The 14,270-nt window shown below is 40.8% G+C and carries 11 protein-coding genes; 7 read left to right on the top strand and 4 right to left on the bottom strand.

The features are described from left to right. The first annotated feature begins 137 nt into the window (after positions 1 to 137). The 4 genes from GQY27_RS15795 to GQY27_RS15780 all read left to right on the top strand — a co-directional run bounded on the left by GQY27_RS15795 (position 138) and on the right by GQY27_RS15780 (position 4,892). The gene (locus GQY27_RS15795; protein ID WP_160036132.1) at positions 138 to 1,556 is read left to right on the top strand and encodes an alanine/glycine:cation symporter family protein; all 1,419 of its coding nucleotides are present in this window, start codon (positions 138 to 140) and stop codon (positions 1,554 to 1,556) included. Between the two features lie 178 nt (positions 1,557 to 1,734). After that, complete coding sequence (locus GQY27_RS15790) at positions 1,735 to 2,583, top strand: DUF1835 domain-containing protein (protein WP_160036130.1); 849 nt, start codon at positions 1,735 to 1,737, stop codon at positions 2,581 to 2,583. A gap of 17 nt (positions 2,584 to 2,600) precedes the next feature. Continuing rightward, positions 2,601 to 3,485 (top strand): TIGR01777 family oxidoreductase, encoded by an 885-nt coding sequence (locus GQY27_RS15785; RefSeq protein ID WP_160036128.1) that lies wholly within the window; start codon positions 2,601 to 2,603, stop codon positions 3,483 to 3,485. Between the two features lie 477 nt (positions 3,486 to 3,962). After that, positions 3,963 to 4,892, top strand: coding sequence for a tyrosine-type recombinase/integrase (locus GQY27_RS15780; RefSeq protein ID WP_160036180.1), 930 nt, complete (start codon positions 3,963 to 3,965; stop codon positions 4,890 to 4,892). 321 nt (positions 4,893 to 5,213) lie between these two features. On the opposite strand, the gene GQY27_RS15775 is transcribed toward GQY27_RS15780, so the two are convergent. The 4 genes from GQY27_RS15775 to GQY27_RS15760 all read right to left on the bottom strand — a co-directional run bounded on the left by GQY27_RS15775 (position 5,214) and on the right by GQY27_RS15760 (position 10,006). Next, positions 5,214 to 6,569: an FAD-binding oxidoreductase gene (locus GQY27_RS15775; RefSeq protein WP_236570626.1), complete on the bottom strand. Its 1,356-nt coding sequence runs from the start codon at positions 6,567 to 6,569 to the stop codon at positions 5,214 to 5,216. Between the two features lie 332 nt (positions 6,570 to 6,901). After that, positions 6,902 to 8,047, bottom strand: coding sequence for a DHHW family protein (locus tag GQY27_RS15770; protein ID WP_160036126.1), 1,146 nt, complete (start codon positions 8,045 to 8,047; stop codon positions 6,902 to 6,904). Positions 8,048 to 8,060: 13 nt separating this feature from the next. Continuing rightward, positions 8,061 to 9,467 carry an MBOAT family O-acyltransferase gene (locus tag GQY27_RS15765; protein WP_160036124.1) on the bottom strand — a complete coding sequence of 469 codons (1,407 nt, stop codon included), beginning with the start codon at positions 9,465 to 9,467 and terminating at the stop codon, positions 8,061 to 8,063. A gap of 38 nt (positions 9,468 to 9,505) precedes the next feature. Beyond that, positions 9,506 to 10,006 (bottom strand): DUF4358 domain-containing protein, encoded by a 501-nt coding sequence (locus GQY27_RS15760; protein ID WP_160036122.1) that lies wholly within the window; start codon positions 10,004 to 10,006, stop codon positions 9,506 to 9,508. Between the two features lie 323 nt (positions 10,007 to 10,329). Here GQY27_RS15760 and kimA point away from each other — a divergent pair, with 323 nt between their 5' ends. From kimA to GQY27_RS15745, 3 genes are all read left to right on the top strand, one after another. Further along, the gene (gene kimA / locus GQY27_RS15755; RefSeq protein WP_160036120.1) at positions 10,330 to 12,150 is read left to right on the top strand and encodes a potassium transporter KimA; all 1,821 of its coding nucleotides are present in this window, start codon (positions 10,330 to 10,332) and stop codon (positions 12,148 to 12,150) included. Between the two features lie 198 nt (positions 12,151 to 12,348). Then, positions 12,349 to 12,738, top strand: coding sequence for a hypothetical protein (locus GQY27_RS15750; protein ID WP_160036118.1), 390 nt, complete (start codon positions 12,349 to 12,351; stop codon positions 12,736 to 12,738). A gap of 175 nt (positions 12,739 to 12,913) precedes the next feature. After that, entirely contained in the window at positions 12,914 to 14,164 is a 1,251-nt protein-coding gene (locus tag GQY27_RS15745) for a stalk domain-containing protein (RefSeq protein ID WP_160036116.1), read from the top strand. Positions 14,165 to 14,270 lie beyond the last annotated feature (106 nt).

Raw genomic sequence — 14,270 nt, 5'->3', positions numbered from 1 at the left:
AATTAATATAGCGTAAATTAATAAAAATAAGTATAATAAAAAAATGCGTTATTAAATTTTAATGTTAATAATACTAACAAGAGATCGTTAAGGACATCGTTCCCTTATACGAATATACAACATGATGGAGGTTTGAGATGCAAGACTTCTTACAAAAAGGAATCAGTTTGATCAACGATGTGCTTTGGTCATATGTTCTAATCATTTTATTGGTTGCGATTGGGCTTTACTTCACATGGAAATCAGGCTTTATGCAGTTCACTTACATAAAAGATATGTTCCGTGAACTTAAAGGATCAAACAAGAAACAAAAAGGTGAGATTACCGCTTTCCAAGCATTTTGCATCAGTATGGCTGCTCGTGTTGGGACAGGTAACATCACGGGTATCGCTCTTGCGATTGGTATTGGAGGTCCAGGTGCTGTTTTCTGGATGTGGATTATCGCGATCATCGGATCTGCGTCAAGTTTTGTGGAAAGTACACTTGCTCAGGTTTATAAAATCAAGGACAAACAAGGGTTCCGCGGCGGACCTGCCTACTATATGGAACAAGGGCTTAACAAGCGTTGGATGGGAATCCTGTTTGCAGTCCTGATTACCGTATCCTTTGGACTCGTATTTAATGCGGTTCAAGCCAATACAGTAGCAACAGCTTTCCAAAATTCTTTTGGCGTTGATCCATTATGGCTCGGGATTGCTTTGGTTGTAGCTTTCGGGATTATCATTTTCGGCGGTATTAAACGAATTGCGAAAATCTCCGAGTACATTGTCGTTATCATGGCCGTTATTTATATCGGTATTGCTTTCATTGCGGTACTCATCAATATTACTGAAGTTCCTGCAATGATTGCTACTATTGTTAAACATGCATTTGGTATTGAACAATTTGCGGGTGGTACGCTTGGTGGAGCTCTCATGCAAGGGGTTAAAAGAGGACTCTTCTCCAATGAAGCGGGTATGGGTAGTGCGCCGAATGCGGCTGCTACAGCAACGACAAGTCATCCAGCTAAACAAGGTTTAATTCAAGCATTAGCTGTTTTGATTGATACGCTGATTATTTGTACAAGTACTGCTTTCTTGGTACTGCTCTCAGGTGCTTATACAGATCCATCTGTAAATACAGAAGGGATTGTACTTACACAAACTGCACTCAGTATCCATTTTGGTGATTGGGCGTCAGGTATGCTTGCATTAATGATTTTCCTATTTGCATTTAGTACGCTGATTGGTAACTACTATTATGGGGAAACGAATATTGAGTTTATTAAATCAAGCAAAACAACGCTTGTAATTTACCGAATTGCTGTTCTTGCTATGATCATGTTTGGCTCGGTCGCTAGCGTGAAGCTGGTCTGGGATATGGCCGACCTGTTTATGGGCTTCATGGTTATTGTTAACTTAATAGCCATCGCGCTCTTATCAAAGATCGCATTCGCTGCGTTAAAGGATTATTCAAAACAAAGAAAAGAAGGCAAAGATCCTGTGTTCTACAAAGATTCCATTCCAGGAATCGAGAATGTAACAGGCTGGGAAGAATCACCTAAAGAGAAATCCTAATGTAATTGTTCAAAGCTTCTACCTTTTGGTAGGAGCTTTTTTTGATACAGGCGATTGTATGGATCAGTTAAATTTATTATAATTAGGAAATAACCAAAATTTTCAATTAATTATTTTAATTAGGAAGTCATTATGTAATAAGGTGTAATAAGGGGGAATAGGGCTGAAACAGCTCAAGATGGTTCCGAATAGTAAGACGAAAAAAGTGCACATCTTGTTTGGTTATTCTACAGCAGGAAGTGTAAGACAGACCATCAAGCAGTTGAATTTACAGGAGTCTGATGGGATGATTTGTTTTCCAGATCTATTTTCAGTGGGACCCATATGGAAACTTCATGAACCAGAAGGAAGACGATACCGTGAAGAATGGATGAGAACTCACCTGGGTCTCGAAAATCATTCTGCTCATAATGGTGAGTTGAATTCTATCCAAATGCTTCAACAGATACCGGAACACGCTCGAATTGTAATTTGGGGTGGAGATTCAGCTCATGAAAAAATAGGATCAAGGTACGTTGAGTATTTGTTAAAAGAATATAAGAATGAAATAATTGAAATCAATGCTGTTAAGATATGTGAAAGAAAGTACAATACACCGAAGCATCAACAATATTATCGTCATGCGGGAGAAATCGTGTCAGAGAAACTTATTGAAGTATTTCATGAACTGAAACGAATTCATCCTTTAACTACAGAACAAAGAAGTAAGTACGAACAAGAATGGTTGGGATATGCAGAGACGAAGCAGGTACTTAGGCTGTGGAATGATGGGGAAGTAGATACAGTAGAGGAAAATGTTTTAGATGAATATTTGCTTCATACGGTTTCTAAGTTACAGAATCGCTCTAATGCAGGTGGTTTTATAAAAGCAGCGCGGGTCGTAGGGGAAGCGATGGGATATTTGGAGCAGTATATCGGTGATGCATTTTTTGAGTTCCGATTACGGAGTTTGATCAATGAGGGCAAACTTGAGATACAAGGAGTACCTAGTGCGATGAGGTATTATTCGGTACGTATAAAATCTTAGCGAGTGAGGTGAGCTTTATGGGGAAGGTTGTGCTAGCCGGCGGTACGGGGTTTATCGGCCAATTTTTCGAGAAGAAATTTAAAGAGAAAGGCGAGACCGTATACATTATATCAAGGCAAGAGGGTCATATCTCTTGGGATGATAAACAGTCCATCATAGAAGCACTGGAAGGAGCAGATCTGCTCGTTAACCTTGCAGGAAAATCAGTCAATTGCCGCTATAATGAGCGCAATAAGCGTGAAATCATGGAGTCCAGGAAACGGACGACTCGAATCTTAGGAGAAGCGATAGAGGTATGCATAGAACCGCCAAAGCTATGGATCAACTCAAGCACGGCCACGATCTACAGACATGCAGAAGATCGTCCCATGACAGAGGAGGAGGGAGAGATTGGCACAGGCTTCTCAGTAGAGGTAGCAAAAGCATGGGAAGAGACGTTTTTCTCCTTCTCATTAGATCAGACTCGCCAAGTTGCCCTCCGGATTTCCATTGTGCTGGGTAAAGACGGGGGAGTGATGACTCCTTATCTCTACTTAACTCGATTTGGCCTCGGGGGTAAGCAAGGACCTGGAACGCAGAAATTCAGTTTTATTCATGTGGAGGATCTATACCGGATTGTACAGTTTGTTCAGCAGCGAGAAGATCTCCGCGGTGTGTTTAATGCGGCGACTCCTTATCCAGTGTCGAATCAAAAGTTAATGGCTGAAATGCGTAAGAAGATGAACGTTAAAGTAGGAATCCCTACTCCCGGGTGGATGTTAGAAATGGGAGCTGTTTTTATTCGGACGGAAACGGAGCTGATTTTAAAAAGCAGATGGGTAGTACCCGAAAGGTTACTAGCGGAAGGTTTTGAATTTCGTTATCCTACAATAGAAGATACATTAGAAGCTGTACTGGAATAAATCTATTATTTATGTAAAGCTCGATCACATAAGGCTAATCATAAGATGTCGAATTATGATCATTATCAAAAATCACATTGCCAAAAGTGGTGTCTGATTCCTACGAATCAGGCGCCTTTTTTATGTTTATAGAGGGAATAAAGAGAGCGATGACTTCTAGCGTATTTCGGCATTTATTTTGTTATGTCTTATTATGTAGCGGGTTTAGGAGGGTTAGGGGCTATTTCAAGTCAAAGTATTACATAAAACGTCGTTATTTTACTAGGAAATAAGGATTATTTCAGAAATTCTCATAACAACGACATATCGTGGGAAAATGAAGCTTTCATTACACTAAAATACTGCGTATAATATAAATTATACGCAGTTTCTGTTTATATTCGATTTATTTAAGAGAGTCGACCACTTACCTGAGTTCGTAGACGTAGATCGACACGTATTTTGCTTATAAACTCTAATTTTGAAGAATGGCAGGTGATGATGTTGAATGCAGAAATTTTAGAAACCATTTTAGAAACCTATGCTGAAGAACTCGAAGCATTTGATATCTGGCTGAAAGATGCGGGGTACACTGGCCACACCATTAAATCTTATAAAAGTGATGTGTTTGAGTTTTTATCTTCTCTAAATGGGAAGTCATTAGATAAAGTGAAGAAGCTACATATTCTCTCTTTTCTGTCCAAGGCTCGTGATCGGGGGATCAGTGATTCAACTCGGAATCGCAAACACGCTTCGGTGCATTGTTTCTTCAAAGCGCTGATTGAACTCGAACTTCTCGAAGTGAATCCGGCAACAGGAATTAAGAAATCGAGAACAGAGAAAAATAAAGCACCCGTATTTTTAGATGAAGTAGATCTGCCGAAATTCATGAAATCGGTGGAGGGGAAATATCGGAATCGCAATCTAGCGATTTTTCTGCTCATGGCATATATGGGTCTGCGGGTAGGAGAAGTTCATTCTTTGAATGTTGGAGATTATAATTCGCAGCGTAGTACGATCGATGTATTTGGTAAGGGGAGAAAGTGGCGTACGTTACCCGTTCCTGCGGCGGTAAGAGATGTGCTTGATGAAGTGCTAGCCGAGAGGATTGAACCTCGTAAATCGAAGGAAGAAGCTTTCTTCATCTCTCAGCAAGGAAGAAGGCTGTCCATTCGAACAATACAGCTGATTGCGGCTGAGACATTTGATCGTTTTCAAGAGAATGAAGGGATCACCCGCAAAAAAGCATACTCCAGTCATAAATTGCGACATTCTTTTGCGACGATGATGCTTCGTAAAGGTGCCGACCTCAGAACCGTGCAAGAGCTGTTGGGTCATTCATCCATTGAGACTACAACCGTCTATACCCACGTTACCAATCGAGAGAAGGAACAAGCCATGGCCATGCTTGAGATCGACCTATCTTAATCGGTAATTTTAATTAAATCGAGTATATAGAAAATACCTTATCATTCTTGAGTGAATACGAATGGAGCACGGATCGTATTCGTATCAGGGATCATTGGTTTACATAAAATATATTATGTAAACCAATGTCTTAACAAACGATTTATTAGATTTTCTTGGTTAACCATTTTGAATAAGGTAGTTCAATAACATAGTTTAATAAGAGAAAGGGCTACCTTATAGGCAGCCCTTTGCTTCATTACAAAAGTGTTTTCATATTCATGTCTCTAAGGATGCTTTAACCCATTATCTGAATAATCTGAATGTCAATCTAGGGCTGGTTTATCCTTTTCGAGCAGGAGGAATACTTTGAGGATTGTTAAATACATTTTTAGGATCATACTTCGCTTTCACTTTACGTAGTCTAGCATAGTTTGTTCCATAGTATACCGGTCCTGAATTTTTGATGCCTTGGTCTGGTACGTTAATATAAGACCCTACGATATAAGGTTGTAGCTTTCGGCGTGTATTACGAGTTAAGGCGATATTCTTAGCAGCATTTGCTGGATTAATCCAGGAGGTGTTCCATTCTACATAAAATTTAGCTTTACGCCAGAAGAAAGCACTCGCTTTTGGTGAAACACGGCTTATCGCACCGCCCCAGTTGAGGAAGAAGAAACCGGCTGTTGAATCTGCCTCTGCATTCTCTAGAAATTCCCGCATTACTTTTATGGCTTTGTCAGGAAAAACAGACTTTCCGAACCCTGAAGAGAACTGGTTGCTATACTTTTGGGTAAGTACCGGATCTGGTGCTAATAAGAAGTTCACTACTTCCGTGTAAGGTAATAACCGGATAATACTCTCCGTTGGAGTTCCTACGGATGTAATAGGCTTAAGTAGGCGGACTGCCTCTGTTTTTGATCCCAGGAACAAGCCTTCCATTGTGACGTTGCCGCCTTTTTTAGGACCGATATTCAGTTCACTTCCAAGTCTTGTATCGACAGAAGGAGCCCAGCGTTGCCATACTTTCAATACCTTTTCGAATTGGTTCCATGGCCACGTAATCTTAAATACGGTAGCCTTCGCAGGGGCTTTGCGCACTCTAAATTTGTATTTTGTGCATATTCCAAAGTTACCGCCGCCACCCCCACGAGAGGCCCATAAAAGATCAGCATTTTTCTTATGATTAGCTACAATTACTTTTCCATTTGCATCGACCATTTCTAGTCCAATCAGATTATCACTGATAAGTCCAATTGTACGCTGTAACGGTCCGATTCCTCCACCGAGTGTGATTCCGCCGATCCCTACGGTTGGACTGTCACCAAAAGGGGCTATAAATCCTTGAGCAGCCAGGGCTTTCGCGATTCTTCCGACTTGGTTCCCCGTCTCAACAATGACTGTTCCATTCTTTTTATCCAGCTTAATGTTTTGCATCTTGCTCACATCTATTACGATACCTCCGTTAACTTGCGAGAGGTTGCTCTCGAGTGCATGTCGTCCACTTCTAGCCCGAATAGGGATATGATGATGACGAGCCCATTTTATAGCATTAGCGACATCTTGCGTTTTTAGAGCAAAAACAAATACTTTAGGATATCTGTCTGTATGAGGATCCCAATTTCTACGTGCGGCCTCATATCCCGGATCTCCTCGGAAAATCACTTTACCGGTCAGTTTCACCTTTGACTTCACCATAACAACTCCCTATTGTAAAAATGGATTACACCGCTATCCTTACAAACACGGTATCGTCCATTATATGGAGGGCAGCAGACTATGGTGTAGGCGAATACTCATAATGTAACCCTCATAGAAGGAAACTTCGGAGATTAAGATCGTATTTAATAAGCGTGTTAAAAAAATCGAACATCATACATCATATGAAATGAAATATTAGTTTACATAATAAATATTAAGTAAACTCAATGAGTTAATCGAATGATTTATCTGCAAAATAAAAAATCCGTAAAGATAAAGTCACCATCAACTTTTTCTTTACGGATATCCTAAATGTTAATTCAGTGAAATTAATTCAGCCATTTGAAAATATCTTCTTGAGCTATAGTTGCTACGCTATATAACAGAAGCATATCATCGAAATGATGTTCCTCCAGATACTCGTCTACATCCATCCGGAAGTAACGCATGTCAATCATATGAATGGTGGAGTAATGCTGGGCTAGAAACGGCACCATTGCATTAGCGTAAGAGTCTTTAAACACGATAATACTGCGATTTTTATTAACTTCCTCATGAGCGATGTCGATCGTTACAAGCGGGAAGTTCCCGCCGAAAAACACCTTGTATTTATCCCGCTCATTCTGTGCATCCAAATCATAAAATGAATTCTCACATGTGCTCTGTCCCTCGATACATACTTCGTATTCAGGAAGAGAAGTCTCCAGCAATTCCAGACGATCAGGAGTAATATCACGCTGGTTTGCCTTTGTATAAAATGTACCGTAGAACGCATCACTGAACGGCTTTGCCTCAAGTGCTGCTTCAGGAGTAGGAGAGAGGCCTATGGAGTTAGCATAGGCTTGATATCCATAGTACGCACCGCGTGTCGTCCAGTGATGGTCCGTACGATAATAGATTTGTGCGGTGTTTTTCTTCTGATGCAGTATTTCTCTGATATCAACGGGTGCAACCTGTCCATTCAGCTCGCTAAAGATTTGATCCATCAGCGGTGACTGGGGAGCGTCGGTTGCATCTGCATATTTGGGTAAATACTCGCCATTCAGCGTCTGGGAGTTCGGAACAAGCAGAAGAGATAACGAATCTACGTCCTTCTGATGACGTTCAGCAAAACGAGCAATCTGTTTTATATTCTGCCCCAGCTGTTCTTCATTGTACGTAAACCGTTCGAACAGATACCCAGAACTACCAAAGAATACTTGATTATTCTCCGTCTTGCCTGACATTCGCTCCATATCTGATTTGAGTCCGACCCAGTTGTCACGACCTACAAACTGATCCACCAGGTAATCGTCCAGTTGATCTGTATATCGTCCACTCCAGAGTTTGTCCCAGGAGAAGGAGGGGAACTTAGCCAAGACGCGATTTTCAAATTCGGATAAGGTCCGGTCCGGTTCCCATAGGCTCCAAATACCAAAACAGCTGATAAATAGAAGAAAGCCGCTGGTTACGATAACTGCTCTTTTACGATCCAATCATCATCACCTCCTAAAAACGGAAATACAGAAATGGATTATACGAGTCATCAATAATATACGCTGTGGAAGCGAGGAGAAGGATTGTTAATACAATTACTTCCAAGATTGCCATGACTGTACGATTCATTCTGTTATTTAATTTTGATGTCAAACGAGCCGCAATGGGTGTCGAGGCGAACGTTAATACCACGAGCAGTGCTCCATACGATTGTAGGTAGTAAAGATTCGTTCTGCTTATCCATTCCGCTTGACTAAATCCCAGCATCACATGAAGATAGTGAGGAAGTAGAGCAAGATCCTCAATAGCGAATAAGGTCCATCCAATCAGGATGACAGCTATAAAATATAGGTGCCGGAAAGGACGCCAAATTCTTTCGAGCCATTTTCCAAGCCATAACTTCTCTATAGCAATAAGGAACCCGAAATACAAGCCCCACAGCACAAAGTTCCAGCTGGCTCCATGCCATAATCCAGTCAAAAACCATACAACAAATAGGTTTACGAGGAGCCTCCATTTACGAACCCTGCTTCCCCCGAGCGGGAAATATACATAATCTCGAAACCACGAGCCGAGCGTAATATGCCATCTTCGCCAGAACTCGGATGCATTCTCAGATATGTAAGGATAACGAAAGTTCTCAGGAAATTCAAAGCCGAGCATTCTACCAAGTCCAATGGCCATATCTGAATACCCGCTAAAGTCAAAATAAATCTGAAAAGCAAACGCTGTAATCCCAATCCACGCACCCATGATGGTTAGTTCACTGCTTCCAGATAGCGTAGTGTCCCACAGCATACCAATGTTATTGGCAAGCAGTACTTTCTTGGATAGACCGATGATAAAGCGGCGCACACCACTTGCAAAAAGCTCCAAAGATACGTGGCGACGAGTGAGCTGTTTATCAATATCCTCATACCTGACAATAGGTCCTGCTACTAATTGCGGGAACATGGATACAAATGCTGCAAAGTTGATAAAACTCCGCTGAGCTGGGACATTTCTGCGGTAAACATCAATCATATAGGACATCGTTTGGAACGTATAAAAAGAAATTCCAATCGGAAGCGGTAGATCGAGAGCCACAAAGCTAGTACCCAGCAGTTCGTTCGTTGAATGAATAAGAAAATCAGCATATTTGAAAAAACTGAGTACGCCAATGTTTACAATCAGGGAGAATACAAGGATAAAGCGGCGTATTTTCTCACGCTGCTCATATCGATCCATTAGGAGTCCATTCATGTAATCTACCACTGAGGAAAACAGTAGCAGAAGAATATATACCGGTTCTCCCCAAGCATAAAAGAGTAAACTAATAAGAAGAAGCGCCGCATTCTTCCATCGCTGCGGCGCTACATAATATACAAGTAAAGCTACGGGTAAAAAGTAAAACAAAAAGGCTACAGAGCTAAAAACCAAGGATATTCCCTCCAGTCATCTTTCAAAGGGTCCGCGAGTTACTTACTCTCGGAAGTCAAAGCATTTGTGAAGGCTAGTTCCATTTTTTCAGCATCGTCTGAAATAAGAAGGATCAGATAGTTGCCTTGTTGCTTAATAATGTGGTTTTTCACCTTTTCGTATTGTTCAGGTAAATAAGTGCTCCAAGTTTGCTCCTGATTGGCCACTTCTTTTTCTAGTGCAGACTTTAGTTCTTCTACTTTAGAAGAATCAGACGCTTTTAAAATAATGATTTCATCAGCAAGTACATTAATCATCGCTTTCATGTACTGTCCATCTTCAATTGCAGCTGGATCAATACCTAGGTTGATTGCCGTTACTGTATCCTCTTTGAGATTTATGTTAAAGAACTGAGCCGTGTTCATCTCCGTTTGCTCCGTAACAACCTGCATTAATTCACTTACGGGTACGTTAACTTCCTTAACTTCCTCCGCTTTTTGTGTTCCACATCCAGCGATCACCATACTAAACGTCATTAACATTAAAATCATTTTTTTCATTTCTTAGCAACTCCTTCTTATTCTCATGATGTGAAATATTCTTTCCTTAGATTTAGACAAACTAATCATTTAAAAGGTTCCCTTTTTCAAAAAAAACTTTTTTTCTCTAGAAAAACACAATCGAACGAGATAAAGAAAGCTACGAAGAGATTTTTAATCTGCGGTACATAATTCCTGTATGAATTCGGCTTCGTTTGATTTCTTTAGACCTTCGTGCTCCTTTACCATCTAAAGGCAATGGGAGTATGATTCATCTGCTGAGAAGATATATACATAGACCATAAAAACTCAGCACTAGATACGGGGTAAAGAGGGAGATCATTATGGTTAGAAAAATGAAACGTTTATTGATTGGACGCCCTATGAAAAACAGCGAATTAGAAGGAGAAAAACTAAGCAAGTTAAAGGCACTTGCCGTACTCTCTTCAGATGCGTTATCGTCCGTAGCTTATGGTACAGAACAAATTCTCATTGTTTTGATGGCAGTGGGTGCTGCAGCTGCCTGGTATTCTATACCTATTTCACTTGCAGTACTTGGACTACTCGTCATTCTAATATTCTCATATAGACAGACCATTTATTCATACCCCTCAGGCGGAGGCGCCTATATCGTAGCAAAAGATAACATCGGGTTATCAAGTGGTCTGCTCGCAGGAGGTTCCTTGCTTGTCGATTACATCTTGACCGTTGCCGTAAGTTCTTCCGCAGGAACGGACGCGATTACATCAGCTTTTCCACTGCTTCATGATTATCGAGTCCTTATTGCACTCATCATGATTCTTATGCTCACGATCCTAAATCTGAGAGGGATTACGGAGTCTGCTTCCGTACTTGCATTACCGGTTTACTTATTTGTCTTTGCCATTGTTGTGCTGATTATTACCGGATTTATTAAATACGCTATGGGTGGAGCAGAACCGTCCGTTCCGGTGGAATGGGGGAGCGCCGCAAACAATGTAAGTCTCTTTCTCTTGCTAAAAGCTTTCAGTTCCGGCTGTTCTGCGCTGACGGGGGTAGAAGCGGTATCCAATGCCATTCCTAACTTCCGGGCCCCAGCAGAGAAAAACGCTGCAAAAACGTTAGTTATGATGGGGTCTATACTTGGATTTATGTTTATAGGTATCAGCTTACTAGCCTACTGGTATGGGATTATACCAAGCGAAAAAGAAACGGTCGTATCGCAAATTGCGAATTCCGTTTTTGGCAGGGGAACAATTTATTACATTATCCAAGGGGTTACAGCATTAATTCTTTTTTTAGCAGCAAATACAGCTTATTCTGCTTTTCCATTACTTGCTTTTATGTTAGCCAAAGATAAATTTATGCCGCATATGTTTCTTGTTCGCGGTGATCGGCTCGGTTATTCCAATGGCATTATCTTTCTTGGCGTTTTATCCGCTGTACTCGTGATTGCTTTCCACGGGAATACAGAAGGGCTAATCCCGCTGTATGCAGTTGGGGTATTTATCCCCTTTACCTTGTCCCAACTCGGTATGATGATTCGCTGGATTAAGCTAAAACCGTCTGGCTGGCATGTTAAACTTCTTATCAATACGATTGGGATGCTGACTACTCTAAGTATTACGCTGATTTTTATTTTCACTAAATTCAGTCAAGTATGGGCCGTCTTTATATTCTTACCGCTGGTGATATGGATTTTTATGCGAATTCATCGTCACTATATTCATGTAGCCGATCAGCTTCGAATTAATATCCAGGAAGATAAACTACAGATTAAAGGAAGTACGGTCGTCGTTCCTATTGGAGGGATCACAAGTGTTGTTCGCAATTCACTCAGTTATGCCAAGTCATTAACCGATAATGTGGTTGCCGTATATGTAGGCTTTGATGATGACAGTATTCATAAGATGGAAGAAAAGTGGGAGGTCTGGAATCCAGGCGTAAGACTCATCACCCTGAAATCGAGTTACCGAAGTATTGTAAAGCCGCTTATTAAATTTATAGATACGGTGGAATGGAAGAAAAATGAGACAGATCATATCACTATTTTGATTCCGCAGTTTATTACAAAACATTGGTGGCAGTATGTTCTTCATAATCAAACCAGCCTGCTGCTTCGTGCTTATCTTTTCCGTCATAGAGACGTCGTCATTTCTACAGTAACTTATCATCTGGATAAATAATTAGGGAAGAAGCCGTCTTCTTAGGAGGCGGTTTTATTTTTGATTCTGCAGCAAGTATTGGGCACGTATATCACGTATATAATGAAGGGAAATAATAACTTACTTCTTTTTAATAAGGGGGATTCGATAATCAAGCCTAAATATGTTACTCTTTAAGGTAGCGTTCGATTATTAAGTAACTAGAGGTGGATTAGCACTTTGAAACGAGAGAAAAACAAAAAAAACATACTCACTTTTGTAAAAGAAAATAAGGAACTTGAAGTACCGATCAAAGCAACAGGTTCTTTCAACTGGGTTGGCTCTTTTCGCCTATTTAACGTATACCGAAAAGTAAAACCTACGCGTATGATTCTGCCTGCGCTTATTATATTGTATTTTATTGTGGCTCAGATCATCATTATGTTCTTCTCCATCCTGGTGTCCACGTCATTTTTCCCAGCCTTTCTGGTAGGTTTTGCGGTATGGGCACTGCTGAACAAATATTTAATCTGGGTGCTAAAAGAAACTACGGTCAGAACAGTGATCAAAGAGGGATATACACCTCTTGAAAATGCAGACAAGCAGTACGTTGATTCTCTGTATCTATAATTTTGATGTGTCACATCCCTATTACTACAAAAAACCGTCATGGACGGTTTTTCTGTATTTTATAAACCAAGATAAGCTAAAAAACCCATTTTAATGTAGATTTATAGTAGAATAGTAGGGGTAGTTACTAGATTTATAGTTAATTACCACCACTACAAGAGAATGGGGAAAACATATGAGACCATGGGGAAAATTAGTTTTAAGCTGTGCCATACTACTAGGAGGTACTGTCGGAAGTACCGGTATTCCTTCCACTTATGCAGCAACGAACCAAGTAAAAATCGTGCTGGACGGTTACTCACTTCCGTTCCCAGTAGCACCTGTCGTTATTAGCGGAACAACAATGGTTCCTTTTCGTGCTATTTCTGAAGCACTTGGCATTGAAGTACAGTGGAATCAGAAACTCAGAAAGATTACAGCAACGAAACAGACTGACGAAGGAAGTAAAGTCGTAGAACTTACAATGGGAAATAAAACAGCGAAAGTAAATGGACAGAATGTACCTCTTACTCTTGCACCAAGGACGATCAGTAATACAACCATGATCCCGCTTAGCTTTTTCAGTCAGCAGTTTGGAGCAGCCGTCGGCTGGAATCAAGCCGCAAAGACCGTGTCGATCACTTCTCCAAGAGAAGAAATGTATACACTGGGGTTCTACGCTCTTCGTTCTTATGATGAAATCAATTATCTGCCAAGTCTGGATGCTGCCACTTTCGGTTGGGGACGAATCGACCGGGATGGAAACTTCACAACCACAGGTGATGAATATAAATGGCCTTCTTCACTAGGAGACATCACAGGAGAGAGTATTATACAAGAAGCACAAAGCGCGGGGACAACTTCTTCTTTCATGGTATACGCCTTAGATGGGCAGCTTGAGCTGACGAAGAATCTGGAAGACAAACAGCTTCAAGCTAAGACCATTGAGGGAATCGTGACTACAGCGGTAGAAAAAGGATTTAAAGGAATTACTCTTGATTTTGAAGGGCTGGGACTCACGGGTGATGCTGCCAAGGTGAAAAGTGATTACAATGCTTTTGTCAAAGTGATTGCTGCACGGGCTCACGCAGAAGGACTTACCTTAACGCTTGCTCTTCACCCAATTAACAGTTCCTACAAAGGCTACGACTACAAAGCATTAGGAAGTCTAGCTGATGAGCTTATCATCATGGCATATGCTTTTGAAAATGAAAAAGGACCCGAACCTCTTGCTAAGGTAGACGAAGCGATTCGCCTTGCACTGAAAGAGACAAGTAAAGATAAACTGCTCCTTGGTATTTCTAGAGGCAGTGAAGATGCAGCGAGCATTAACAGTAAGATTGGTCTTGCCAAACGGTACGATCTCAAAGGAATAGCACTGTGGAGACTAGGCATTATTGGTCCTGCGGCTTGGACTGAGATGAATAAGTCGATTGTACTTGACTAATGAAACTCCTTTTTCATATAAGTAAGCGAAAGAACACAGTCACTTGTTTGTGAGGCTGTGTTCTTTTTCCTGAATTTAACTGATCTTTTTGATAAACATCCTATAT

Source organism: Paenibacillus sp. An7 (assembly GCF_009870785.1).
GTDB lineage: Bacteria > Bacillota > Bacilli > Paenibacillales > Paenibacillaceae > Paenibacillus.
Note: the sequence above shows the minus strand (reverse complement) of the source record. Positions and strands in the feature narration are given on the sequence as shown.